Annotated in this window: 15 protein-coding genes; 4 read left to right on the top strand and 11 right to left on the bottom strand. The window is 67.6% G+C overall.

Features of this window, described 5'->3' with window-relative positions; genetic code table 11:
- Positions 1-11: 11 nt before the first annotated feature.
- Complete coding sequence (locus tag OXG79_03070; protein MCY3782750.1) at positions 12-1727, bottom strand: PQQ-dependent sugar dehydrogenase; 1716 nt, start codon at positions 1725-1727, stop codon at positions 12-14.
- Between the two features lie 146 nt (positions 1728-1873).
- On the opposite strand from OXG79_03070, the gene OXG79_03075 reads away from it, so the two are divergent.
- From OXG79_03075 to OXG79_03085, 3 genes are all read left to right on the top strand, one after another.
- Positions 1874-3433, top strand: coding sequence for a DUF2723 domain-containing protein (locus OXG79_03075; GenBank protein MCY3782751.1), 1560 nt, complete (start codon positions 1874-1876; stop codon positions 3431-3433).
- 24 nt (positions 3434-3457) lie between these two features.
- Positions 3458-5023, top strand: a complete 1566-nt coding sequence (locus OXG79_03080) for a DUF2723 domain-containing protein (GenBank protein MCY3782752.1) — start codon at positions 3458-3460, stop codon at positions 5021-5023.
- Positions 5024-5088: 65 nt separating this feature from the next.
- Entirely contained in the window at positions 5089-7674 is a 2586-nt protein-coding gene (locus OXG79_03085; GenBank protein ID MCY3782753.1) for an alpha-L-rhamnosidase N-terminal domain-containing protein, read from the top strand.
- Here the strand turns inward: OXG79_03085 and OXG79_03090 are convergent.
- Positions 7671-8777 (bottom strand): Gfo/Idh/MocA family oxidoreductase, encoded by a 1107-nt coding sequence (locus OXG79_03090; protein ID MCY3782754.1) that lies wholly within the window; start codon positions 8775-8777, stop codon positions 7671-7673. The two genes, OXG79_03085 and OXG79_03090, sit on opposite strands and share 4 nt — an antisense overlap.
- Positions 8778-8780: 3 nt before the next feature.
- A complete protein-coding gene (locus tag OXG79_03095) occupies positions 8781-9872 on the bottom strand; it encodes a Gfo/Idh/MocA family oxidoreductase (protein ID MCY3782755.1) in 1092 nt (363 codons plus the stop codon).
- Between the two features lie 305 nt (positions 9873-10177).
- Between OXG79_03095 and OXG79_03100 the strand changes: the two genes are divergently transcribed.
- Entirely contained in the window at positions 10178-11755 is a 1578-nt protein-coding gene (locus OXG79_03100) for an extracellular solute-binding protein (GenBank protein MCY3782756.1), read from the top strand.
- 12 nt (positions 11756-11767) lie between these two features.
- On the opposite strand, the gene OXG79_03105 is transcribed toward OXG79_03100, so the two are convergent.
- The 8 genes from OXG79_03105 to OXG79_03140 form a co-directional block, all read right to left on the bottom strand.
- A complete protein-coding gene (locus OXG79_03105; GenBank protein MCY3782757.1) occupies positions 11768-16462 on the bottom strand; it encodes a hypothetical protein in 4695 nt (1564 codons plus the stop codon).
- Positions 16463-16722: 260 nt separating this feature from the next.
- Positions 16723-19098 (bottom strand): hypothetical protein, encoded by a 2376-nt coding sequence (locus OXG79_03110; protein MCY3782758.1) that lies wholly within the window; start codon positions 19096-19098, stop codon positions 16723-16725.
- 341 nt (positions 19099-19439) lie between these two features.
- A complete protein-coding gene (locus OXG79_03115; GenBank protein ID MCY3782759.1) occupies positions 19440-21428 on the bottom strand; it encodes a hypothetical protein in 1989 nt (662 codons plus the stop codon).
- Positions 21429-21619: 191 nt separating this feature from the next.
- Complete coding sequence (gene folB, locus OXG79_03120; protein ID MCY3782760.1) at positions 21620-21991, bottom strand: dihydroneopterin aldolase; 372 nt, start codon at positions 21989-21991, stop codon at positions 21620-21622.
- A gap of 201 nt (positions 21992-22192) precedes the next feature.
- Positions 22193-23029, bottom strand: coding sequence for a 23S rRNA (guanosine(2251)-2'-O)-methyltransferase RlmB (rlmB, locus tag OXG79_03125; protein MCY3782761.1), 837 nt, complete (start codon positions 23027-23029; stop codon positions 22193-22195).
- Positions 22921-24324 (bottom strand): cysteine--tRNA ligase, encoded by a 1404-nt coding sequence (gene cysS / locus OXG79_03130; protein ID MCY3782762.1) that lies wholly within the window; start codon positions 24322-24324, stop codon positions 22921-22923. Before cysS ends, rlmB begins: the two co-directional genes overlap by 109 nt.
- A gap of 33 nt (positions 24325-24357) precedes the next feature.
- Complete coding sequence (gene ispF / locus OXG79_03135; protein ID MCY3782763.1) at positions 24358-24837, bottom strand: 2-C-methyl-D-erythritol 2,4-cyclodiphosphate synthase; 480 nt, start codon at positions 24835-24837, stop codon at positions 24358-24360.
- 32 nt (positions 24838-24869) lie between these two features.
- A complete protein-coding gene (locus OXG79_03140) occupies positions 24870-25721 on the bottom strand; it encodes a hypothetical protein (protein MCY3782764.1) in 852 nt (283 codons plus the stop codon).
- Positions 25722-25724 lie beyond the last annotated feature (3 nt).

The raw sequence follows: 25724 nt of genomic DNA on the forward strand, positions 1-25724 counted from the left end.
CCGTCACTCGATTATCCCCCAAACGGTACCGGTTCCGGAACTTGCGCTTCGGCGGGCACCAGACCGACTTCCTTGGCTAGGTCGCCGGCCAGCACGATGGTGACGGTACCCGGGGCAGCCCACGGCACGTCCACTTTCCAAAGCTGGAACGCGGCGCGCTGACCGCGCACGACGACGACCGAGTCCAGCTCGTGCACGCCCATCGGCAGGCCGTAGCGATTGATCCAGTCCGGCACGGCGCGGAAGCGCGCCAGGAGCGGTGGGTAGGGCTCGAGGATCGCCAAATGCCGCGCCACGATGGCGGGCCAGGCGAGCCCCCGGTCCCCCTCCCACTCGCGGCTGAGCGGAATCTGCCGGAAGGCGTCGAGCCAGGCGTCGAATCCCGCGGCGCTGAGCATGTCGAACACGTTGGCCAGCCGCACCTCGCCCGTCACTGGATGGCGCTGCAAAAGGCTGGCCTGCGTGGCCTGGTAGAGGAACCCGTTGAGCTCGAACCGGTGGGAGGCGGGATAGCCCAGCGCCTCGACGCCGCCGAAGTCTTGGTACGCGGTCCAAAACGCGGCGTCGGCGTCGTCGACGATGGCGAACCCGCCCCGCCCGCTGCCGGCCTGGCTGTAGAAGCGTCCGCCGTCCACGGCGAAGTCGGCGGCGGCGACGACACGGCTGATCGAGCCGGCGTCGGTCACGTAGAGCGCGCCGTCGGGACCGGGCGCGACGTCGACCTGACAGGGGACGCCGTTCCAGGATTCGACCGCGGTCAGTTCGCGATAGGTGGGGTCGGCGGCCTCGAAGCGCATGAGCTCGCCGGTGTTCCAGGCGCACATGAACAGGCTGCCGCGATGGAAGGCAATGCCCGTGGGCGCGATGGTGTCGCTAAAGCGCCAGAGCGGGGCCGTGAACCCGAGGTGGGGATCGTCGCAAACGTACTCGGGCCGCCAGCCAAGGTTGCCGCCGCGCTCGATGCGGTTGAGCTCGTCGTCGCAGTGGGGACCGTTTTCCGTGGCGAACATCTCGCCGGTGTCCGGATGGAAGGTGAAGTCGAAGCTGTTGCGCAGTCCCAGCGCCCAGATTCGGTCGTCATTGGCCGACGCCGGGTCGCCGTCGTCATAGAAGGGGTTGTCCGGGGGTGCCCGCCCATCGGCCTTGTCGATGCGCAGGATCTTGCCCAGCGGGGTGTCGAGCCGCTGCGACAGGCCGGAGTCGTGGTTCTCGCCGAGCGTGACGTAGAGGTAGCCGTCCGGGCCGAAATGCAGGTTGCCGCCGTTGTGGAACGCGGCGCCGGTGGGGTTGGGCTCGTCCAGCAGGATGGTGGGTTCGACGCCGCGTCCGTCGACCTCGCGCAGGCGCACGATGCGATGCCCGGCAGTGTCGGCGCGCGTGTAGTAGACGTAGATGTAGCCGTTGGCGGCGAAATCCGGATCGACGGCGAGGCCGAGTAGACCGCGCTCGAAAAAGGCGTCGACTTCGAAGACGGCGAACGGCTCGTCGCGCAGTTGCCCGTCTTCCACCACGCGCAGGGCCCCGGACTTTTCGGTGTAGAGGAGGCGTCCGTCGGGGGTCCAGGCCAGCGCGACCGGAAAGTTAGCCTCGGCCACCACGGACTCGACGCGAAGGTGCGCGGGCACCTCGACCGCGCGCGCGTTCGGCAGGGCGACGAGCGCCGTCGCGGCCAGCAGCACGACGCCGACGAGCGTCTGGACGGCGCGCTTGAGCCAGGTGCACGGCATCGGTTGCGACTCGGAGGCGACCCGGGGCATCGGGCCGGATGCTAGCACCGACAGGCCGCGACTCGGGCACCGGACTGGGCGGCTGATGCCCGGGCGGACGGCGCTCCCCCGTATGGCATTCTCCGAGCGCTCGCCGACCTCTCGAAGTGCCCGTGTTTCGCCGCGTGCTGCGATCGCCGCTGACCGTTCCGTCGGTGCTCCTGGGCGGCGTGCTGACGGTGTTCTACGGCCTCAGCGCCGCGACCCGGGTCGCCGGGGGTGACTGGGGCCAGTTTCAGACGTTCGGCTACCTGGGCGGGATTCCGCATCCGCCGGGCTATCCGTTGCTGACCGGCAGCATTCACCTCGCGAACCACGCCGCCCTTCCCGTGAGACGCCTCGCCCACCGTCTGACCGGCGTCGAGGACTTTGCCGATCCCGCCCACGTGGCGAATGTCGTCAACGCCGGCTACGCCGTCGCCGCGGGTGTGGCGCTGTTTGTGGTGACGGCCGTGCTCGCGCGCTCGCGGCTGGCCGGTTTGCTGGCCACGGTTGTCTTCACCACCGGGTTCAGCATTTGGGCCCATGCCGCGCAGGCGGGGGCCATGAGCCTGCAAACGCTGATCGTCGTCGTGCTGGTTGGCGCGCTCGTCGCCTACGACGACCGGCCGTCGGTCGTGCGGCTGGCCGCGGTGGGGTTCGCGACGGGGCTCTCGCTGACGAACCATGGCGTCAGCCTCTTCATGCTGCCGGCCACGGCCGCGTTCGTCGCGAGCCGGCGCTTTCCGGGGGTCGCCCGCCCGCGGACGCTGGCGACGGTAGCGGGAGCCATCGGGGTTGGGTTGCTTCCCTGGATCTACGTGATTCGGGGGCTCTTCGTGCCCGTTGCTACGAGATACCCCGACAACGTTGCCCGGCTCGGCGTCGACGAGATCGTGCACATGGTCGTTGGCCGACCGTTCGAGCGTGTAAGCGACGTTCGCACGATCAATACGCCGATCGACGACGGCGGATTCGCATTCCTGCAGCAGTGGACCGTGCTGGCCGACCACGCGCTGCGCGAGTTTGGCTGGGGCTGGCTGGCGCTGGCGGTGCTCGGGTGGGTGGTGCTGGCGCGACAACGGGCGCGCCTGGCCGTCTGGGTTGCCTGGACCGGACTGGTGACCATCTGGTTCGCCTTGGCCTCCATGCCGATGTTCGATGGCGTGCGGTATTTCGCGGTGATCTATGCGCTGCTGGCGATCTGTCTGGCGGTGGCCGTCGGCTGGTTGCTGCGATGGGTGGAGCCGACCGTCAAGCGCTTCGCGCCGGCATTTGCGCGCTCTGCCGTGCTTGCCGCCGGCCTTCTGGTCGTCCTTGCCGCCGGCTTGCGGGTCCAGCAGCAGTTCGCCGGCGAGGCGCGCAGCCATATCGTGGAGTTGCGCGAAGAAGCTGAGAAGCAGTCCGACGTCGGCCTTGGCCTCATGCGCCGGATGGCGCCGGGCAGTGTCTATATGACCGACTGGACATCGTCCTGGTATACGCGATACGCGGCCATTCGCGAGGACGACCGCGGCATCCGCATCCAGACGGCGGACTACTGGCGGATGGGATTCGACGACGCGGCTGAGATTCTGGCCAGCGGTCGACGTCTCTATCTGCAGCGCACGTCGCCGGAATATGAGGCTGCCTACACGGTGGAGCCGCGCTGGGGCGTGATCTACGAGGTGCTGCCGGCGAAATCCTAAGATGCCAGCGGGCGGCGTCGTTCCGTGTGGCATTCTCCGAGCGCTTGGCCGGCGACGGGGGAGACGGTGTTTCGGCGACTGCTGCGAACGCCGCTTTTCGTTCCGGCGGTCATCCTGGGCGGGGTGCTGACGGCGTTCTATGGGCTCAGTGCCGTCACCAATGTGGCCGGGGGTGACTGGGGCCAGTTCCAGACCTTCGGCTATATCGGCGGCATCCCGCACCCGCCGGGCTATCCGCTGCTGACGGGCAGTATTAATGCCGCGGTCCGGGTCGCGCGGTTTGCCGAGCCGGCCCACGTGGCCAACATCGTCAATGCCCTGTACGCCATCGCCGCGGGCGTGACGCTGTTCGTGGCGACGGCGGTTCTCACTCGCTCGCGGTTGGCCGGCCTGCTGGCCACGGTCGTCTTCACGACTGGCTACAGCGTCTGGGCGCAGGCGACGCAGGCGGGGACGATGAGCCTGCAAACGCTGATCGTGGTCCTGCTCATCGGCGCGTTGATCGCATATGACGAGCGGCCCTCGGTGATGCGCCTGGCCGCCGTGGGATTCGTGACGGGACTGTCGTTCACCAATCACGGCGTCAGCGTTTTCATGCTGCCGGCCACGGTCGCATTCGTGGCCTTCCGGCGCTTTCCGGGCATCGCCCGCCCGCGGTCGCTGGCGGCGCTTGCGGGCGCCGTGGCCGTTGGGCTGCTCCCGTGGCTCTACGTCTTGCGGGCGTTGGTCACTCCAGTTCCCATGAGGTATCCCAGAAACATCGAGCGCCTCTCCGTCGAAGACTTCTTGCGCTTGGTCTTTGACCAGCCGCTCAGGCTGGTGGGCGAGGCCGAGACGGTGAACACCCCCATCGACGGCGGGTTCGTGACCTTCCTGGAGAATTGGCCTCTGCTGGCGAACGACATGATGCGCGAGCTGGGTTGGGGGTGGCTGGCGCTGGCGGCGGTGGGGTGGGCGGTGCTGGCCCGCCAGCGCGCGCGCTTGGCCGCCTGGATTGCCTGGACCGGCCTGACGACGATCTGGTTCATCTTGGCCTCATACCCGTTCTTTGACAGCGCCCGGTACTTCGCGGTGATCTATGCCCTGCTGGCGGTGTGTCTGGCGGTGGCCGCCGGCTGGCTGCTGCGACGGGCTGAACCGACGGTGCGACGCTTCGCGCCGTCATGGGCGCGTTATGCCGTGCTGGCCGCTGGAGTGGTGGTGCTTGCCGCCGGTCTGCGGGTGCAGCAGCAATTCACCGGTGAGGCGCGCGACAACATCGTGCAGCTGCGTGAGAACGCGGCGGAGCAGGCCATGATCGGCATCGGCATCATGCGGCAGATGGCGCCCGACAGCATCTATCTGACGAACTGGACCTCGTCCTGGTATGCACGCTACGCGGCCTTCCGCGAGGGCCACCGAGGCATTCGCATCCGAACGGCGGACTACTACACGATGGGATTCGATCAGGCGGCCGACATCCTGGCCAGCGGTCGGCGCCTTTATATCCAGCGCTCGACGCCCGAATACGAGGCCGCCTACACCGTCGAGCCGCGCTGGGGCGTGATCTACGAGGTGCTGCCGGCGGAGCCGTCGAAGAGCGGGGGCTGAGGCTCGACTTGCCGTTGGCGCCTGCGCATACTCGTTCGCGATAGCGTGGCGGACGAGAGGAACCGATGCATCCAGCGACGCCGCCGGAGTTGCGTTCGGTGCGGCAGTGGACCGGGCGCTGGATATGGGTGGAGGGCGAGCGCAAGCCGTTCCACTTCTTCCTCTATGCGCGGCGCTCGTTCGATCTCGCCGAGGCCCCCACGACGGCACAGCTGCGCATCACCGCCTCGGACCGCTACGCACTCTGGGTCAACGGGACGTACATCGCTCGCGGCCCGGCGCGCAGCGACCCGCGCCGCAAGAGCTATGACATCCACGACGTCGCGGCGCACCTGCGGTCCGGCGCCAACACCATCGCCGTGCGGGCCTATCACTACGCCACGCCTCGCCAAGGCGACGGCTGGGCGAGCTGGAGCGGCAACGCCTATGGCGTGGGCGAGCGCGCGGGCCTTTGGGCGCAGCTGGAGACCGAGAATGCGGACGGCGCAACCTCGACGATAGGCACCGACGCTGCCTGGCGGGTGCATGAGGCCAAGGCCTGGGACCGGACGATCAAGGTCATCCACTCGCTGGTGGGTCCGCCGGAGGTCTTTGACGCGGCCGCCGACCCGCCCGACTGGATGCAGCCGGAGTTCGACGACGGCGACTGGGACTCGGCCTGGGAAGTCCCCACCCGAGACTACGACTGGGTGCTGCTGGAGGCCCGGGAAACGGCGCTGCTGGACGAGCGGGAGGTGTTTCCCGCGCGGGTGGCGGCCACGGGCGAGGTGATCGAGGAGAGCCGCGGGGCCGTCCGCGATCTGCCGGAGCGCCTGGTGCAGGAAGTGCACTTTCCGCTGGAGCACGCGGCGATCGAGAACGCCGACGCTCTGATGAGGTCGGACGGCGTGACCCAGATGCAGGGCGTGTTCGCCCGTGGGCACGGCATCCGGTCGCCGTTCATCGTGCTGGACTTTGGGCGACAGCTCTTCGGGTTCCCCCGCGTGCGGCTGACGGCGTCCGCCGGGGCCATCGTGGACATGACCTACGGCCAGCAAATCATCGACAACCGCATCCCGCCCGGCGCGCCCTACGGCGATCGCTATCTGGCCCGCGAGGGCCGGCAGGTGTGGGAGCCGGCGGAATACAAGCAGTTTCGCTATCTGCACCTGTGCGTGCGCAGCAACTACGCCCCTGTGCACATCGAGTCGATCTCGGTGGACGAATACGTGTATCCGGCGGAGCGGCGCGGCGCCTTCGAGTGCGGCGAACCGCTGCTCGGCGCGCTGTGGACCGCCTGCGCCGACACGGCCTACCTCAACTTCGAAGACACGCTGGTGCACGAGGGCTTCCGCGAGCGGGCGATCTTCAACACCGGCGACGGCAGCCACGTGATGCACATGTGCTTCGCGGCCTATGGCGATCTGACGCTCACCGACCGCTTCATGCGGCTGGTACCGCTGAGCAATCGCGGCGACGGGATGCTGCAGATGGTCTATCCGCCCGAGAACCCACAGCGCTACGTGGTGGCCAACTTCCTGTTCCAGTGGAGCATGCGCGTTCGCGAGCACTACCTGCACACCGGGCGGCGCTGGGTGCTGGAGGAGCTGTATCGCAGCGTGCCGCCCCAGATCGACTGGTATGAGCCGCACCGCGACGCCGACGGCCTGCTGCGCAATCTGCCGCTGCAGAACACGCTGGACTGGACGGCCAACGACCTGCGCGGGGCCAGCTTCATCACCAACGCGCTCTACGTGGGCGGGTTGGAGGACGCGGCCTGGCTGGCGGATCGGGTGGGCGTGCCGCGCGACGCCAAGCGCTGGCGGCGCATCGCCGCCGACGTGCGCGAGACGCTGCGCCGCCGGTTTTGGGACGAGGATCGCGGGCTGTTCTACGACAGCGACCGGGCGACCGGGGCGGACGGCGTCTACAGCGATATCTCCAATGCCTACGCCATCCTCTACGGCATCGCGCCGCCGGAGCGCCGCGCGGCGGTGGCGCGCGCGATCGTGGAGCAATACGACGACCTGGTGCAGGCCACGCCGCTGTTCTTCGGCTACGTGGCCGACGCGATCCTGGGCGCGGGGCTGATCGACGAGGGACTCGATCTCATCAAGCGGCGGTATCGCCCGATGCTGGAGTCCACCGACAACCCGATGATCTGGGAGCTGTGGGACCCGTTCACCGGCGGCCACCGCATCGTCGAGGACTCCGACTACGCCCAGCGTCATGACGAAAACCTCGTGCGACCGATGTCCACGCGCAGCTTGGCGCATACCGGCGGCATCCTGGTGGGCTACGTGCTTTCGACGCGAGTGCTGGGGGTCACGCCGACCAGTCCGGGATTCGACACCTGCCGCATCGCCCCGCGGACCGGGTCACTGCCGCGAGTGGAGGGGACGTTCCCAACGCCTCACGGAGACATCGCGGTGCGCTGGCGGCGGACGGCTGGCGGGCAGGCGCTGGACGTGGAGGTGCCGCGAGGGGTTGAAGCCGAAGTCGTGCTCGAGCGCTCGGCTGATCCAGGCGGGACGCTGGTCTACCGGGACTCCGAGACGACGCTGGACGACGCCGAGGCGGTGGCCGCGGCTGGCTTCGTGGTCACGGACGGCGAGGTGCGCACGACCGTGCGCACGGGGACGCACGCCTTCGAGCTGCGAGCGGGGGGCTAGCTCCGGTAGCCCGCCGTGTGGTGGCGGATGTCGTAGCGGCCGGGGTAGCGCACGGGGAGCTCGCCGGACTCGATCATCTGGATGAGCGGCGAGGCCATGGTCTTGAGCGGCAGGCGCACGAGGCCGCGGATGCGGGCCGACTCGTAGATGGCCATGAGGCCTTCCTGGGTCTTGATGGCGAGGTGGGCGTCGCCGCGATGCTCGTCGACCTCGCCTGCGGCCCAGGCCGCGAGGGCGTCGGTTTCGCGTAGGCGGGCGTCGTCGTAGTAGCCGCCGCCGGCGGGGATGTCGCGGGTGTGTCCGTCGCGGCCCACGATGCGCACGGCATAGTCGGTACCGCGGCCGTCCCGGGACACGATCAATAGACCGTCCGTGCCCACGATGAGGTGGGTGTGGGCCTCCAGACCCGGCGCGTCGGGCGTTTCGCTTTCCAGGCCCAGCCGCATGCCGCCGGCCAGCCCGACGACCGCCACGGCCATTTCCTCGCTAGGCCAGCCGCGCTCCCAGCGGTCGGTCTCGCGCTGGACGTTGCCCAACACCCATTCGATCTCGGGCTCTCCCAGCATGAAGAGCATGCGGTCTAGGGCATGGGTGAGGTGATTGGTGATGCCGCCGACGGTGCAGCCCACGCGGGCGAAGACCGGGGCGCCGATATCACCGGCGGCCACTGCGTCCCGTGCCTCCTCGAAGGCCGGCAGCCAGCGGCCCTGGTGCCCGATGGCGAGCTTCACGCCGTTCCTGTCACAGGTCTCCAGCATGGCGCGCGCCTCGCCCAGATTGCCGGCCATGGCCTTCTCGCACAGGATGGCGGCGGGCTTGTAGCGGCTGGCGGCGAGGATGGTGAGCGGCGCGTGGGTGGCCTGCGGGGTGGCGATGCTGAGGACCTCGGGCCGCTGCTCGCGCAGCATGGTCTCGAAGTCGGTGTAGCGGGCCTGCACGTCGTGCGCGTCGGCCAGCGCGTGGCAGCGCGACTCGATGGCGTCGCAGATCGCCACCAGATCGGCGCGCTCGCTGGCGGCGTAGCCGGCGGCATGCGTGCGTCCGATGCGGGCGCCGACGACGGCGGCGCGCAGGGGTCGGTCCTGGGCAGATGCGGCGGACACGGCTCAGGCCTCCACCGGGGGATAGACCCCGGCATGGCGGATGTCGTAGGCGCCCGGATAGCGAACGGTCAGTTGGCCGTCCTCGATCATGGCCTCGAGAGGCGAGCGGCGGGTCGAGAGCGGCAAGGTTACGCGTGAGCGGGTGCGCGCGGACTCGTAGATGGCCATGAGGGCTTGGTGCGACGGCAGGGTGCGCGCGATGGACTGCACGTGCTCCGGGCCGCCGTCGATCCAGGTGGCCAGCTTGTCGACTTGGGCGACCCAGGGATCGACCTCCGGGAACTCCGTTGACGCAAGATCCATCTCGCCGTGGGCGGACGACGTTAGATGCAGGTCGAAAGCCTCGCGGCCATGCGCCGAGTGGGTGGAGATGCGGAGCACTCCTTCATCGCCCGCCAGCACGAAGCCCCAGTTGCCGATGGTGGGGTTGGCGCCGATGTCCACGTCGAGCACGAGACGCGTACCGCCTTCGAAGGCGATGACGCCCCCGCAGAGGTCCTCGACGGGTAGGGCGCGCTCGTAGCGGTCGGTTTCGCGCTGCACCTGACCCACGGCCCACTCGACCGCCGGGTCAGCGAGCATGAAGCGCACCAGGTCGACGACGTGGGAGCCCTGGTTCAGCAGACCGCCTTCCTGGGCGCTCACGGTGCAGGCGAGGGGCCGGCCGATGGCGCCCTCGGCGATTAGCCGACGCGCATGAGCGAATTGGGGGAGCTGCCGGCGCATGTGGCTGATGACGAGCTTGACGCCGTGCTCGTCGCAGGCCGCGATCATGGCTTCGACGCCGCCCATGTCGGGCGCCATGGGCTTCTCGCAGATGATGGCCTTGGGGCGGGCCTCGGCGGCGGCGATGACCATGGGCGCATGGTGCTGGCAGGGGGTGGCGACGCTGACAATGTCGAGCGTCTCGTGCTCCAGCATGGCCTCGAGGCTGGTGTAGCGGTGCGGCACCTCGAAGGTGCGGCCGACCTCGTCCAAGAGCGCGGCGTCGAGGTCGGCGATGGCGACGAGATCGGTCGCGTCGCTACCCGTGTAGGCGCCGGCGTGCCGCTTGCCGACGCCAAGCCCTACGATGCCGGCGCGATACATCGTCATCGCCTCTGGTGAAGCCGCCGTCCGGCGGTCATGGGCCGCGGCCGCAGGGTAGCGTGAGGGCGCGCCGCTGACTACCGGCGAGCCGTCGGTCGGGCCGTGTCGTTGCGTCACGCCCAGGGCCGGCGGTGCGCTGGGATGAGCGGTGGGCGTTGCGCAGCGTGAGGGAGCGCGTGTTTCGGAGGCTGGGCTGCCGGGGACCGCTGCTATCCTGCGTCAGGGCGCTAGGTCTGGCGCACGTCGGGCGGTCCCTGATCTCAAGCAGCGGCGCGCCTTCGCCTGTCGGGCGGCCCCGAGGCTTCCAGCACGTGGCGAACCCATCCCCATCGCCGGGCGCTCGGCGCCCGCTCAATCCGCCGCCGCGCACAGCCGCCGGCCGCTGTTCGCGGCGCGCCATCCTGCGCGCCCTGCCGCTGGCCGTGGCAGCCGGAATCACGGGTTGCGATCTAGGTCCGGCGGACACGGAACTGCCGCCGTTGACTCCGCTCCCGGTCGAAGTCGTCAACGTGCCACGGTATACGCCAACGCCGAGCCCGACGCAGTCCGCGCCCACGACCCTCGCCGCGGCGGAAGCCACGCCGCTTCCGGCCGGCACGACGATCCAATTCGCCGGCTGGGGGACGCCCGCCGAGCTGAACGCGCTGCGCCAATCGCTGGCGGCGTTTGAGCAGGCGCAGCCCGAGGTCGATCTCGACGTGCGGCTGGACAACGCCTTGGCCGGGGATGGCATGCGCGCCGGGCTGGTCGACGGCATTGACGCGGACGTGGTCCGGGTGGCGGCGGACGACGTGTTCGACCTTTCGGCCGGCGGCTACCTGGCGCCACTGGACGAGTTCGTGGCGCGCGACCTCGAGCTGGACGATCTGGCGCCGGCTGCCATCGAGGCGCGGACAGGGCCAGGCGGGGAGATGACCGCTCTCAGCATCGGCGCGGCGTACCTCGGCGTGTTTTACAACGAGGCTCACCTCGCGTTGGCCGGGGTCGAGCCGCCGTCGAGCTGGGAGGACCCATGGTCGATCGCCGAGTTCGAGTTTGCGGCGCGACGACTCACGGCGGCGGATGAAGACCGCGTGGATCGCTATGGCCTCGCCGCCGTGCCCTGGGTGACGCGAGCCGCGATGGCCGGTGCGGCAGGGCTTGGTGGGGCGGACGCGTTCTTCACTCCGGATCAGACCCGATCCACGATGCAGTCGGCCGTGCACGCGCGCACCTTAGGGCGCATGGCGCGCTGGCGGAGCCAGTCGCAGATTGAGCTTGGCATCGAGGAGCGCTTTGGGACGCCGTTCAACGGCGGGCAGGTGGCGCTGTACGTCGACGCCAGCGACTTCGCACCGCTGGTGCGGCCGACGATTCCGTGGGGCGTGGCGCCGCTGCCCGCGTGGACGGACGGATCTCCGGTGACGGAAGGGCTGGAGATCTGCGTTGGCGTCAATGGCGCCGGCGAAGACCTCGAGCCGGCCTGGCGGCTGGCCCAGTTCTTTCTGGAGTCCGAGGCTCAGCGGGCGCTGGCGCGCACCGACGCCGCCGTCCCGTTTCGGCGCTCGGTGCTGCGCGAGCCGGCCTTTCGCGACCCCAACCGCCTGCCCACGGACCGCACCGCCTGGAGCGGCGCCATTGCGCACGACTTGCAGACGCCCTCGAATCCTGGATCGAAGGCGTGGCATGTGTTGACCGGAGCCCCGATCGAAGCCGTACGCCGCGGCGACGTCGAGGTCGAGGCATATCTCGAACAGGCGGACGACCTGATTACCCGCCAGCTGGAGGCGCATGAGTGGTCGCTGGCGAAGGATGTGGCGGGCTACCGCCGACCGCCGTCGCTGGGCAACGTGATGCTGCGCGAGTTCGACGAGCGCCGGGAGGAAAAGCGCCGGGGCTCGGCTCCCTAGGATGAGACGGGGTTAGCTGGCCTCGCAGTAGGGCAGACCAAGCTCGGCAAGATCGCTGTCCGGCACCTCGCGCAACCCCGCGGGAACGCAACCGGTGAATTGGTTGCTTCCACCGAGATAGAGCCCTTGCAGATTGGCCAGGTGGGCCAACTCGGGCGGGATCTCCCCGGTGAGCTGGTTCCCATCGAGATACAGCCCATGTAGGTTGGTTAGGCTGCCCAACTCGGCTGGGATCGTTCCCCGCAGGTGGTTGTTCCAGAGGGATAGCTGCACGAGGTTGGCGAGGCGGCCCAGCTCGGGCGGGATCGATTCACTCAGTTGGTTCCCGGCGAGCGAAAGGCCCCCCAGGTTCGTGAGGCTGCCGAGCTCGGCGGGGATCGGGCCGGTTAGCCGGTTGAAGTCGAGATACAACGACTCCAAGTTGGCGAGACGACCCAATGCGGGTGGAATGCCACCACGCAGCTGGTTCCCCGAGAGGAAGAGTCCTCCCAGGTTTGTGAGGGTGCCCAATTCGGCGGGGATGGGACCGCCCAGTTGGTTGTCGCTGAGGTCCAGCAATTCCAGGTTGCCGAGACGGCCCAGTGTGGTTGGGATCGTCCCGCGCAGGTGGTTGCCAGCGAGATTCAGCACGCGGAGGTTGGTGAGGCTCGGGAGGTCGGGCGCAGACTCCTCACGGAGCCGGTCCCCCGCGAGCCCCGTTCGGTCCTGGACTAGGAGCCGGCCCAATTCCGGCGGGATGGCGCCACGCAACCGGTTGCCGCTGAGATTCAAGACCTCCAGGTTGCCGAGGCGGCCGAGGGCGGGTGGGATGGTTCCGGTCAACTGGTTGTGATTGAGGTCGAGCGCCTGCAGCTTGGCGAGGAGGCCCAGTTCCGGCGGGATGCTGCCTGCGAGTGCGTTCTGCGGAAGCTGCAACCCCGTCACCCGGCCGGCGTCGTTGGTTGTGACGCCGTGCCATTCGCCGAGCGGCGCGTCCGTGAGCCAGTTGGTGTTGGTGGTCCAATTCGGGCCGTCGGTGGCGTTGTAGAGCGCCACGAGGGCGGCTGTGTCGGCAGCTATCCCGACCTCGGCGCAGAACAGAAGCCCGGTGTCGTCGAGATCGCCGCTTGACACGAGCCGCAACTCGTCGGGGATGCATCCGCTGAAGCGATTGCCTCCGCGGAGTTTCAGTTCGTTCAGGTGGTCAAGTCGACCCAATGCGGCCGGGACCCTTCCGCTTAACAGGTTTTGCCGGAGCGACAGGTAGGTCAGCTTGGCGAGATTCCCCAACTGGATCGGGATCGTCCCGGTTAGCTGGTTGTCGGCCAGCCACAGCACCTCCAGGTTGGCCAGGCGCCCCAACTCGTGCGGGATCGGCCCTGTGAGCTGGTTGGATCCGAGCCGGAGATCTTTCAGATTGGCGAGGCGGCCAAGGTCAGGCGAAATGTTCCCGCGCAATTGATTCTTCGAAAGCTCCAGAACCTCCAGGTGCGCAAGGTCGCCCAACTCGGACGGCAGTTCGCCCGATAGCTCGTTGCTTTGCAGGCGCAGGGCCGTCACATGGCCGGCGGGATTCGTCGTCACGCCGTGCCATACCCCGATGGGAGCCTCGCCGAGCCAGTGGCGATTGTTCGTCCAACCCGGACCGTTGGTGGCGTGGTAGAAGGCGATCAGCGCCGCCCGGTCCTCGGCGACTTCGCTGATCCCGCACGGCCAGAGCTCGAGATCCTGGAAATCGTTGGACTCGATCGCACGCACTGCGTTGGGTATGCACCCGGTGAATTCATTGCCGCCACTGAGCCGCACGAAGCTTAGGTTGGGGATGCGGCCCAACTCGACTGGGATGGGCCCATGCAGTCGGTTCCCGTCGAGATGCAGCCCTAACAGGTTGGTGAGATTGCCCAGTTCGGGAGGGATCGTGCCCTGCAACTGGTTGTTGTCGAGCTTTAGGTCTCGCAGTTCGGCGAGACTTCCCAATACGGGAGGGATCGGTCCCTGCAGCTGGTTCTGACGAAGCGACAGCCATTCCAGATTGGTGAGGAGAGCCAATTGGGGCGGAATCTGACCTGTGAGTTGGTTGTGGCTGAGCTCGAGTGTTTTCAGACGGCGGAGGTGAGCTAGCTCCGGCGGAATCTGCCCAGTGAGCTGATTCTCGTCCAGAAGGAGGCCATCCAGGAGGACCAGGTTTCCTAGTTCGGGTGGAATCTCCCCGGACAGCCGGTTGGTCCGGAGATGCAGCAACGTGAGGTTTGAGAGATTCCCGAGCTCCGGCGGGATACTTCCTGTGAGCTCGTTGAATCCGAGCCAGAGCAATACCAGGTTGGCGAGGCGACCAAGCTCGGGTGGAATCGCCCCACTCAGCTGGTTCATGGAAAGCGCCAGCCTTTCAAGGCTCGAGAGACCGCCGAACTCCGAAGGGATCGCCCCACGCAGGTGGTTTTCTGCGAGAGAGAGATCCACGAGCCTGGTGAGACGGCCCAGTTCGGCAGGGATGACGCCACCGAGCTGGTTGCGACTGAGTGTGAGGTATTGCAGCTCGGTGAGATTCCCCAACTCCAACGGAATCGTTCCAAGCAGCTGGTTGCTGAAGAGATCCAACTCTCGCAGGTTGATCAGGCGGCCAAGCTCGGAGGGGATGCGGCCATGCAGGTTGTTGAGGGACAGGCTCAGCACTCTCAAGTTAGAGAGATCGCCGAGCTCGGGCGGCAATTCGCCGCGCAATCCGTTCTCTCGGAGGTCCAATATGGTCGCGCGGCCGTCGTCGTCCGTGGTGACGCCGTGCCATTCGCCGACGGGCGCGTCGCTGAGCCAATTGGTGTTGGTAGTCCAATTCGGTCCGTCCGTCGCGTGGTAGAGCGCAACCAGGGCGGCTCGCTCAGCGGCGGCGGTCGGATCGCAAACCGGCAGCTCAAGCCAGGCGAGGTCGCTCTGCGGCACGTCTTCCAACGACGCGGGGATGCACCCGGTGAGTTGGTTGCCATCAGCTAGCCAGAGCGCCTGGAGATTGGCGAGGTTGCCCAGCTCCGGCGGAATGGGCCCCGACAACTGGTTGCCGGAGAGGATCAGCCATTCCAGGTTGGCGAGCCCGACTATTTCAGGCGGTATTGCGCCCTGCAGGTGGTTGTCGTTGAGATACAGCGATTGCAGCTTGAACAGGCTGCCGAGCTCGGGTGGGATCTCTCCCTCTAGTTGGTTTCCCGTGAGCCAAAGCGACTCGAGGTTGGCGAGCCGGCCCAACTCGGATGGGATGGGCCCGCTCAACTCGTTGTTGGTGATGTCCAGCCATACCAGTTTGGCGATGTTTCCCAGTTCAGGTGGAATGGGCCCGCTGAGCTGGTTCCCACGCAGTCCGAGCGATGTCAGGTTGACGAGGCGGCCAAGCTCGGGCGGGATCTGCCCGTGGAAGTGATTCCCGCTGAGAATCAACCGCTCCAGGTTGGTGAGGCGACCCAACCTGGCCGGGATCTCTCCACGCAGCCCGTTCTCACCCAGCCATAGGGCGACGACACGGCCGCTCTCGTCCGTGTCGACGCCATGCCACTTGTCGAGAGTCGCCTCGCTGAGCCAGCCGCTGTTGTTGATCCAGTTCGGTCCGTCGCTGAGGCGATAGAGCGCGACCAGCGCGGCCCGGTCCGTGGTAACGGAGGGCGTCACGGTCGCCTCGGGATCGGCGGCGCAGAACGCCAGGCCGAGGTCGTCGAGATCGTTGATCGCGATCTCCCCCAACTCAGCCGGGATGCAGCCGGTGAATTGGTCGTTGCCGCCGAGCTGCAGCACTTCGAGGTTGACGAGGCGCACCAACTCGGGCGGGATCGCGCCTGTGAGCCGGTTCTGGTGCACCTGGAGTTCGCGCAGATTCTCCAGGCCCCCGAATTCAGCGGGGATCGCGCCGGTCAACTGGTTGTGGTCGAGGAGGAGCAGGCGCAAGTTGGCAAGACGACTCAGCTCGGGCGGGATGGCACCGCTTAGCTGATTGTCCGAAAGTGCGAGCGTTTCCAGCTCGGAAAGGTTGCCGAGCTCGGACGGTATGGCGCCGGTCAACTTGTTGGCGTTGAGCCTTAGCGCTTGCAGGTTGCTGAGGCGGCCCAACGCTGGCGGAATCTCCTCGGTTAATTGATTCCCCGAGAGGTTCAGCCCGCGAAGGTCCGTGAGGCGCCCGAGGTCGGGCGGAATCTCACCAGCCAACTGGTTTTCCCGGAGCGACAGCTGGCGTAGATTGGAGAGGTTGCCTAGTTCGGCGGGGATGTCCCCGCTCAGCCGGTTGCCGCCAAGCCCCAAGAGGGTCAGGTTGGCCAGGCTGCCGAGTTCGGGCGGCAGCTCCCCGCTGAGCTGGTTGTCGTTGAACCACAGCTGCCGCAGGCTGGCCAGGCGCCCCAGCTCGCGTGGCAGCGCTCCGCCCAGCTGGTTCCCACTGAGGTCCGCCGCGCGCAGATTGGCGAGACTGCCGAGCGCGGGCGGGAGCTCTCCGGACAGCCCGTTCTCAGGCAGGCGCAGCTCCGTGACCCGGCCGGCGTCGTCGGTGGTGACGCCGTGCCATTCGCCGAGGGGCGCGTCGGTCAGCCAGTTGGCGGTGCGGGTCCAGTTCGGCCCGTCGGTCGCGTGGTAGAGCGCGACCAGCGCATCCCGATCAGCTGACGGCGTTTGCGCGGATGCCGTCGTCGGCGCTCGTCCCGTCGCGGCGAACGCGGCGAGGAGCAGGAGCGTCAACGCGGCGGCACGAACGGTCATGGGCGCTGCCTCCCACGGAGGCGTTGTGCGGGAATTTCACTAGTTGTTGGACTGCGGCAAGCATTGCCGAAGCCCCGGCGCGCGGCAACCACCGGCGCGGTGGCTCGCGACCTCAACGCCACCAACTTTGCGGGTCGGCGGCGAAGGATGTTTCTCCCATACGGCGCTGGCTGTCGCCGGGCAAAGTGCTCCCCTACAAGTTCGACAAGCGCCGGGATGAAGAGCGCCGCAGCGGCTCGGCGCCTTAGGTTGATGCGGGGTCAGCCGGTCTCACAGAACGGCAGACCAAGCTCGGCAAGATCACTGCCCGGCACGCCGCGCAATCCCGCGGGAACGCACCCGGAGAATTCGTTGCTTCCGCCTAGCTTCAGCACCTCCAGGTTTGAAAGATTTCCCAACTCGGACGGGATGACCCCGCTGAGCTGGTTGTCATCGAGCAGCAGAAGTCCCAGGTTGACAAGGCTGCCCAAGTCGGACGGAATCGCGCCGCTCAGCTCGTTGTGTTGCAAGTCCAGCCATTCCAGGTTGACGAGGTTCCCGAGATGGGGCGGGATCTCGCCGCTTAACCGGTTCGCGTCGAGACTCAACGCAGCCAAGCTCACAAGGTTGCCTAATTCGGACGGAATCGCGCCGCTCAACTGATTCTCACCTAGAAACAGAAAATTCAGATTGGTGAGGTTGCCAAGGGCGGGAGGAATCGAGCCGCTGAGCTGATTTGCTTCGAGCGCCAGGACTCTCAGGTTGGCGAGATTGCCAAGCACGGGGGGTATCGCCCCTGTCAGCTCGTTATCACTAAGGTTCAGCCACGCTAGGTTGACGAGGCGGCCCAGTGCGAGCGGGACCGCCCCACGCAACTCGTTTTCGTGGAGGAACAGCCCCAACAGACTCGGCAGTCTGCCCAACTCCGACGGAATCTCCCCGCTCAGTCGGTTCTCACCGAGCTCAAGGAAGGTGAGATTGGCGAGGCGACCTAACTCGGGCGGAATCGCCCCAGTCAAATGGTTTGCACCGAGATTCAGCTCTTCGAGATTGGCGAGGCGACCCAACTCTGGCGGGATCGCCCCCCGGAATAGGTTCGAGCTGAGATCGAGTCGTGCCAGGTTAGAGAGGCGGCCTAGCCCGGGCGGTATCTCCCCGGTCAACTGGTTCGCATCGAGCCGAAGCTCCCGCAGGCTGGCCACGTCGCCCAATTCAGGCGGGATCGTCCCAGTCAACCGATTGTCAAAAAGGTACAGCGCGTGCAGGCTGCTCAGACGGCCGAGCTCGGCGGGTATCACTCCACTCAGCCGGTTGCGATCGAGGTATAGCGCTCGCAGGTTGGTGAGGAGGCTCAGCTCTGCCGGAATCGTCCCCCGCAACTGGTTGTCCCAGAGGGATAGCTGGACGAGGTTGGAGAGGCGGCCGAGTTCCGCGGGTATCGCTCCACTCAACTGGTTAGACGCGAGCGACAGTCCTCCCAGTGCAGTGAGGTTGCCCAACTCAACCGGGATTGTCCCCCGCAACTGGTTCGACTCGAGGTAGAGCGCCTGCAGGTTGGTCAGGCGGCCCAGCGCCGCGGGGATCGTCCCTTCCAGCCGGTTCCCCGTGAGGTGAAGCTCGCGGAGGTTGGTGAGGCTGCCTAACTCCAGCGGAATCGCTCCGCCTAATCCGTTCTCCTGTAGCCGCAGTTCGGTGACGTGGCCGGCGGGATCGGTAGTGACGCCATGCCATACATCGAGCGACGCCTCGCTCAGCCAGTTGGCGCTGTTTGTCCAGTTCGGCCCGTCGGTCGCGTTGTAGAGCGCAACCAGCGCGGCCCGTTCCGAGACGGGTACGAGAAGGGGGGCCGGCGTGGGAGTCTCCAGCGAGAACGTTGGTAACTCGGCCACCTGGCTTGCCAGCACCGGCGCCTTGGCCGCGTCCGGGATGATGACGTTGCTCAGCTTCTTCACCTTGTCGGGCACGTTTTGCAGGTTCACCCGGCCCACGGTCGTCCCTGGCGCCGGCACGTTCCAGATCACGAACACGGTGCGCTGCGCCCGCAGCATCTGCAGGCCCTGGGGGTTGCTGTTGACTTCCCGCTCCTCGTAGCGGATGGGCAGGCCGTAGAGATTGAGCCAGTCGGGCTCGCTCAGGAACCGGTCCTTGATGGGCGCGTTTTGGTCCAAGAGCGCCAGGTGGTTCCGCGTGATGGTGGCGAAATCGGCGCCCTGGTCGGCTTCGAGCACCTGGTGCGGGGGCACGTTGGGCAGCTCGACGTCGGGATAGCGATTCGCGAGCACGTCGAGGGTGTTGTAGTAGTTCATCCGCTGCTTGCCGGGGTCCCACTGGAGGATGACCTTCTGGAAGGCCTGGAGGGTGAAGGGGCCGCGCGCCCAGCGCTGGCTGATGGGGTAGCCGATGGCCTGGAGGTCGCGCGCTCGGACGAAGTCCCAGAGCGGCACGCCGTCGGTGTTGGTCACCGCAAAGCCGTCGCCCGGATCCTCGGTGTCGCCGCCCGTAATGGTGAAAAGGCAGCCCTCGTCGAGGGTGACGCCCTCGCACTCCAGCGCCGCCGCCGACGGCCAAACGGTCAGCGCAGCCATGACGGCGATGGCCAGCACCGCGAGCGCCGCGCGCAGCCGTCGCCACCGAATACTCAGGCACAGATCAGGCATGAGGCGTTGCCCTAGGTGACGGCGGCCCGGCACTCCCGCGAACCGCCCGACAGCCAGGCGGCGCAACTCTAGCGCACGCACGGACCGGAGTTTGCCCGCACCGAGCGAACGAGAGTGAGAGTGTGGTTTGCACCGCAGGTGGCGCCGAGCGAGCCGATAACACGGAATGGCGCCGTGGCTGCGGCCTACTCCCGCGCGCGGTCGATGGTGACGGCGGCTCCTCCGCCATCCACCACGTCGGTAGGTGTGGGCTGCGAGTGCATCATGACCCTCTCCGGATCTTGGTCACGCCTGAACCAAGAATCCGTCAGCCGCGTCTCACTCCGCTGTGGTCAGTACACCTAGGGATTGGGCACCGCGAAGCTGATGCCCTCGATTTCGATTGCCAGGTCGACCAAGCTCGGGACGAGATCGAACACCACGGCAAACGTGGCCGTCTCGCCGCTTGGCACGCTCTCGACCTCGACTACCGGGCGGCCTTCCGATGCCGGCGTGGCCATGCCGCTGAGCGCCATGACACCCTCGGAGTCCACAGGAATGCTGTTGTAGTCCGGGTCATACAGAAAAATGTTCTCCTTGGAGACGACGATGTTTCCGCTGTCTTTGGTGTTGGTGAACGTGAAGGTCACGACCAGGTACAGGCCGTTCCGGGGCCTAACCGGTGAGCCTTGAGCCTGCGTCAACTGTTCGAAACGTTGCACCGAGACCAGCGTCAATTTGAACCCAAGTAATGTTGTGCGGACGGTGTCGCCTACCGTGGGCAGGAAGCTGCGCCATTCGGCGCTGTCCGCCCCTTCAACCGTGACCTCCACCACCTCTTCAACCGTGACCTCAGCCGAATCCTCGGCCTCGGTCTCGACCTCCGCTGTCTCGTCGCTGGCCCCGCAGAAGGGCAGACCAAGCCTGGCAAGGTCGTTTTCTTCGACATCCTGCAACCGGTCGGGGATGCAGCCGGTGAATTGGTTACCGCCGGCAAGCGCCAGCCATACGAGCCGGGACAGTTGGGCCAGCTCGGGTGGTATCGCACCGGTTAGGCGGTTTGCCTCGAGACCCAGGTGGATCAGGTTGGAGAGGCGACCAAGCTCGGGCGGGATCGGTCCAGTTATCTGGTTGCCAGTAAGACCAAGCCACTTCAGGTTGGCGAGATCGCCGAGCGCCGGCGGGATTGTTCCCGCAAGGTCGTTGATCGCGAGATCCAGCGCTTCCAGGCTTGCCAGTTGGCCCAACTCGGGCGGGACGGTCCCGGTCAGGCTATTCAATTGGGTACTCAGCACCCTCAGCTTCGAGAGTTGCCCCAGCTCAGGCGGCAAGACTCCGGCCAGCCGGTTGGAGGTGAGCACTAGCTGCGTGACCCGGCCGGAGTCGTCGGTGGCAACCCCGTCCCATTCGCTGAGAGGGGCGTCGCTCAGCCAGTTGGCGTTGCTTCTCCAGTTCGGTCCATTGGTGGCGTGGTAGAGCCGGATCAGCACCTCCCGGTCGGAAGCCGGAGTCGAAACCGGCCCAGGTGCGGATGCCGGCGCTGGCGAGGTCGTGGGCAGCGTGAAGCGGGGGAGCCCGGCGACGTCGTGCTGGGCAACGGGCGCCTTGGCCGCATCCGGAATGATCACGTTACTGAGCCGCTTCACCTTGTCGGGGACGTTCTGCAGGTTCACCCGGCCCACCGTGACTCCCGGAGCGGGCACGTTCCAGATCACGAACACCGTGCGCTGGGCGCGCAGCATCTGCAGGCCTTGCGGATTGCCGTTGACCTCCCGTTCCTCATAGCGGATGGGGAGCCCGTAGAGGTTCAGCCAGTCGGGCTCGCTGAGGAAGCGCGCCTTGATGGCCGCGTTCTGCTCCAGCAGCGCCAGGTGGTTTTGGGTGATGGTGGCGAAGTCGGCGCCGCGGTCGGCTTCGAGCACCTGGTGGGGCGGGACGTTGGGCAGCTCGACGTCGGGGTACCGATTCGCGAGCACGTCGAGGGTGTTGTAGTAGTTCATGCGGCCTTGGCCGGGATCCCACTGGAGGATCACCTTCTGGAAGGCCTGGAGCGTGAAGGGGCCGTTGACCCAGCGCTGGCTGATGGGATAGCCGATGGCCTGGAGGTCGCGCGCTTGGACGAAGTCCCACAGCGGCACGCCGTCAGCGTTGGTGACCGCGAAGCCGTCGTTGGGATCGTCCGTGTCGCCGCCGGTGATGGTGAAGAGGCAGCCGTCGTCGAGGGCGATGCCTTCGCACGACAGCGCCGCTGCTGATGGCCAGACGGTGAGCGCGGCTATCGAAGCAATGGCCAGCACCGCAGCCGCGAGGCGCAGCCGTCGCCGTTGGCTAGCCAGGCACAGCTTGGGCATGAGGGTTCGTATTCCAGGCAGGTATCTAGGCACTCGCGCAAACCGACCAATTCTAGGGAGTGCAAATATACTCCGCCAATGGACCTGTGTCCCAGGTAGCCAGCGGATTCGCAAGTGCGGGTTCGGCTATCGCCGAGAGTGCGTCGTCGCCAAACGGGATCTGGACACCGCCGAATGCCGGTGGTTGCGGCCTACGCTCGTGCGCGATCGATGGTGACGGCGGCTTCGGCGAGAATGGAGCCGGCGATGGCGACGCTGGGCTTGGCGATGCGCACGCGCACGCGGGTGACGCGGGGGAACTCGGCCAGAACGCGCGCGGCGATCGTTTCTCCGAGCGACTCCAGCAGATTGCGCGGCTGCCCCTGCATCACATCCTGCGCGACGGCGTAGAGCTCGCTGTAGTTGACGGTGTCGCTGACGCTGTCGGACTGGCCGGCGGCGCGCAGGTCGGCGTGAACGTCCATGTCCACCACGAAGCGCTGCCCCAGGGTGCGCTCCTCGGCGCGGGCGCCGTGGTAGGCGAAGAAGATCATGCCCTTGAGGCTGATGACGTCGGTGTTCATGGATTTCCGCCTTTGGAGACCCTCACCCTAACCCTCTCCCTGGAAGGGAGAGGGAACCGGACCTGCCCGACGCCAGGCATCCGGCTCGTTTCCAGGCTCGACCGGACTGGATTCCGGCTTCCGCCGGAATGACGGAGGGGATGCGCAGAGGTCTCTCAAGGGGAGAGGGGGTCGAACGAAAGCGTGACGGTTGTGCAAGGGTCACTCGGTTCGTTGGCGGGCGATGTGGTGCAGGACGATGGCGCCGGCGGCGGCGACGTTGAGCGAGCCGATGCCGCTGCGCAGGGGCACGCGCACGATTACATCGCACGCCTCGCGCACGCTTGGCCGCATCCCACGCGCCTCGTTGCCCACGACGATGCAGCATGGCGCGTCGTAGGCCATGGCGTCGAACGGCGTCTCGGCGTCAGCGTCGAGGCCGATGACGCGCACGCCGTCCGACTGGAGGGATTTGAGCGCCCGCGCGAGGTTGGTCACGTTGACCACGGTCGAGCGCAGGCTCGCTCCGGCGGAGGCGCGGGCCAGACCGCCGGTCAGCGCCGCGCTGCGCCGCTGCGGCACGATCAGCCCGGCGCCGCCGCAGGCTTCGAGCGTGCGGACCAGCGAGCCCAGGTTCCCCACGTCCTCGACCTGGTCGGCGGCCAGGATCAGCGGCGGTTGGGCGCGTCCCGGCTGGGGTTGCAGCAGGTCACGCGGTGCGGCGTTCGGGGTTGAGTCAATGGTGGCGACGACGCCCTGGTGGTTGCCGCCGAAGGCCAGCGAGTCCAATTCGGCTGCGTCAACAAAGGCCACCGGCACGCCGGCGTCGCCCGCCAGCTCACGCAGGGGCGCCGTGGATTCGGCGGCGCCACGGGCGACCATCAGGCGCGTCAGGCGGTAGCCGGCAGCGAGCGCTTCGCGGACGGGGTGGCGGCCCCAGATGGCTCCGGCTAGGGGTCGGTCGGCGCCTTGCGGCGCCAAATCGTGCCGTCGGGGCCGTCTTCCAGGACGACGTCGAGGTCCGCCAGACGGTCCCGGACGCGATCGGCGAGCTCCCATTGCCGCGCCTCCCGCGCCATGCCGCGAATCTCGACCAGCAGCTCAATGTACGGCGCGGCGTCTGCGGCGTCGGCCGTGCCTTCGCCCACCTCGATGCCGAGGACGCCCAAAAGGTCGCGGAGACAGGCCTGGGCCTCGGTCACGGCAGCGGGCGTCGCGCTCGGCGCGGCACGGTTGATGGACCGCCCAAGCTCGAACAGCGCGCCGATGGCGCGTGGGGCGTTGAAGTCGTCGTCCATGGCGGACTCGAACTCGCGCTGGGCCTGTCCAGACGCCGCGGCCAGCGTCTCCGCGTCGCCAGAGGGATCGCCGCCGCGCGCGCGCAGAATGCTCCGCAGCCGCTCGTAGGCGGACGCGGACGGCTGCAGGGCCTCCATCGAGAAGCCCATCGCCGTGCGGTAGTGCACCGAAAGGAAGAAGAGCCGCAGCACGTCCGGCTCCACGACCTCCAGCACATCCGCCAGGGTGGTGTAGTTGCCGGCGGAGTGGGCCATTTTTTCGCCCTCGGTCTGCAGCAACCCCGTGTGCAGCCAGTGCCGCACGAACGGCGACTCCCCGCTGCCGGCTTCGGACTGCGCGATCTCGTTTTCATGATGCGGGAAGATCAGGTCGGCGCCGCCGCCGTGGATGTCGATCTGGTTGCCGAACGCGGTCTGGATCATGGTGGAGCACTCGATATGCCAGCCGGGGCGTCCGCGACCCCAGGGACTGTCCCAGCCGATCTCGTCGTCCGGGGCGAGCTTCCAAAGCGCGAAGTCGCGCGGGTCGCGCTTCTCGGGGTCCACCTCCACGCGCGCGCCGGCCTCGACGCCGAGTTCGTCCGTGCGTCCGGACAGCGAGCCGTAGTCGGGGAAGTCAGGCACCGAGAAGTAGACTCCCTGCGAGGTGGCGTAGGCCACGCCGCGGTCGATGAGATGTTGCACCGCCGCCACAATCGCCGACATCGAGCCGGTGACCGTGGGGTACTCGTGGGCATGGCGCACGCGCAGGCGGTCGAGCACGTCGAAGTAGGCTCGCGTCTGCTCCTCGGCATATTCGAGCGGGTCCTGTCCGACGGCCCGCGCCCGGTCGATGATCTTGTCGTCGATGTCGGTGAAGTTCTGGAGGTGCCGCACCTTGTAGCCGCGGTACTCCAGGTAGCGCCGGACCACGTCCATGTGGACGAACATGAAGCCGTGGCCGGCGTGGGGCGGGGCCTTGGGGGTCATGCCGCAGACGTAGATCCGCACCGTCTCGTCGAGCGGCGTGAAGGGACGCTTCTCTCCCGTGCGGGTGTCGGAGATGTGAAGCGTCACCGTGGCTGACCGTGGGCGATGCGGCGGCGAATTCTACCGATGGCGCTGCGCCAGCAGGACCACGGCGTGGCAGGCGATGGCGCGGCCCTCGCCCACGGCGTCCAGTCCCTCATTCGTGGCGGCCTTGACGTTGACGCGGTCGGCGGCGACGTCGAGGCACTCAGCTACCCGTTTCTCGATGGCGGGCACGTGCTCGGCGAGCTTGGGCCGCTCCAGCAAGACTGTGGCGTCGACGTTCACCGGCTCCCAGCCGGTGTCGCGGGCGCGGGCCGCCGTCTCGCGCGCGAACCGGGAACTGTCGGCGCCGCGCCAGGCGGGGTCGGTGTCGGGATAGTGGCGGCCGATGTCGCCAGCCTTGAGCGCGCCCAGGATGGCATCCACGACGGCATGCAGCAGCACGTCGGCGTCGGAGTGACCCAGGGCCCCCTGCTCCGACGGCACCTGCACGCCGCCGATCATCAATGGGTGGCCGCCGGCGAGCCGATGGATGTCGTAGCCGTGGCCCACGCGGATCTCGGGCAGGGGCTCTGACGCCTCCGCGCCGCCTACCAGTAGTCCTCCGTGATGACCTGCGACTCGCGGCCGGTGGTGGGGAAACCCTTGGATTCGAGCACTTCTTTCACGTCGCTGATCATGCCCGGATTGCCGCACAGGTAGGCCGCGCTGCCGGCGACCGAGAGCCGCGCGCGCACCTGGTCGCGGACCTCGGCAGGGAGCCAGGGCTCCACGCGGCCGATGGCGGGCTCGCCGCAGATCATGCGCAAGACATCGTTCAGTCGCCCGCGGCCCATGGGTTCGTCGTATCCGGGGTCTTGGGAAGGCCGGCTGACGACGGGTACGTAGAGGAGCTCGAACCCCGCGTGGGAGGCCAGCTCCTCCAGCTCGGCGCGATAGCCCAGCTGGCTAGCGTAGGACACGCCGTGGAGGACCGTGAGACGCCGCGGCAAGCGGCCGTCGCGCTGAAAGTCCTGCCAGAACACGCGGGCCATCGAAACGAACGGGGCGAGGCCCGTGCCGGTGGCGGCGCACACCAGGTCGTGCTGCGAGGTCCGGGAGGGCACGAAGCGTCCGGCGGGGCGCGGCATGTAGAGCACCTCGTCGCCGGGCACGTGGCGCCAGAGCGCGCCGGTGAAGACGCCCTGGCGGTTGCTGCCGTCCTCGTCCGCGTCGCGCACCAGGATGACGTAGAACTCGAGCGAGGTGCGGTCAGCGGGCGTCGACGCGATGGAGAACTGGCGCGGGCGCGGGTCGTCCGTCGGCTGATCCCAGAAGGCGAGCTGGGTGTACTGGCCGGGCTCGAACTCCGCGAACGGCTCGCCGTCAGGGCGCTCGATGGTGAAGATCGCGAGATCGGGGTCCTCGAGCAGCTCCCACGACGCCAGCCGCGCGCTTTCCATGCG

This window comes from Chloroflexota bacterium (genome assembly GCA_026706485.1).
Classification (GTDB): Bacteria; Chloroflexota; UBA11872; order UBA11872; family UBA11872; genus JAJECS01.

Bases quoted from the DNA above. Each gene is read 5' to 3' on its own strand.
- OXG79_03085 (MCY3782753.1), top strand. From the start codon at position 5,089: ATGCATCCAGCGACGCCGCCGGAGTTGCGTTCGGTGCGGCAGTGGACC.
- OXG79_03095 (MCY3782755.1), bottom strand. From the start codon at position 9,872: ATGACGATGTATCGCGCCGGCATCGTAGGGCTTGGCGTCGGCAAGCGG.
- rlmB (MCY3782761.1), bottom strand. From the start codon at position 23,029: ATGGGAGCTCGCCGATCGCGTCCGGGACCGTCTGGCGGACCTCGACGT.
- OXG79_03115 (MCY3782759.1), bottom strand. From the start codon at position 21,428: ATGCCCAAGCTGTGCCTGGCTAGCCAACGGCGACGGCTGCGCCTCGCG.
- OXG79_03140 (MCY3782764.1), bottom strand. From the start codon at position 25,721: ATGGAAAGCGCGCGGCTGGCGTCGTGGGAGCTGCTCGAGGACCCCGAT.
- folB (MCY3782760.1), bottom strand. From the start codon at position 21,991: ATGAACACCGACGTCATCAGCCTCAAGGGCATGATCTTCTTCGCCTAC.
- OXG79_03110 (MCY3782758.1), bottom strand. From the start codon at position 19,098: ATGCCTGATCTGTGCCTGAGTATTCGGTGGCGACGGCTGCGCGCGGCG.
- OXG79_03105 (MCY3782757.1), bottom strand. From the start codon at position 16,462: ATGACCGTTCGTGCCGCCGCGTTGACGCTCCTGCTCCTCGCCGCGTTC.
- OXG79_03070 (MCY3782750.1), bottom strand. From the start codon at position 1,727: ATGCCGTGCACCTGGCTCAAGCGCGCCGTCCAGACGCTCGTCGGCGTC.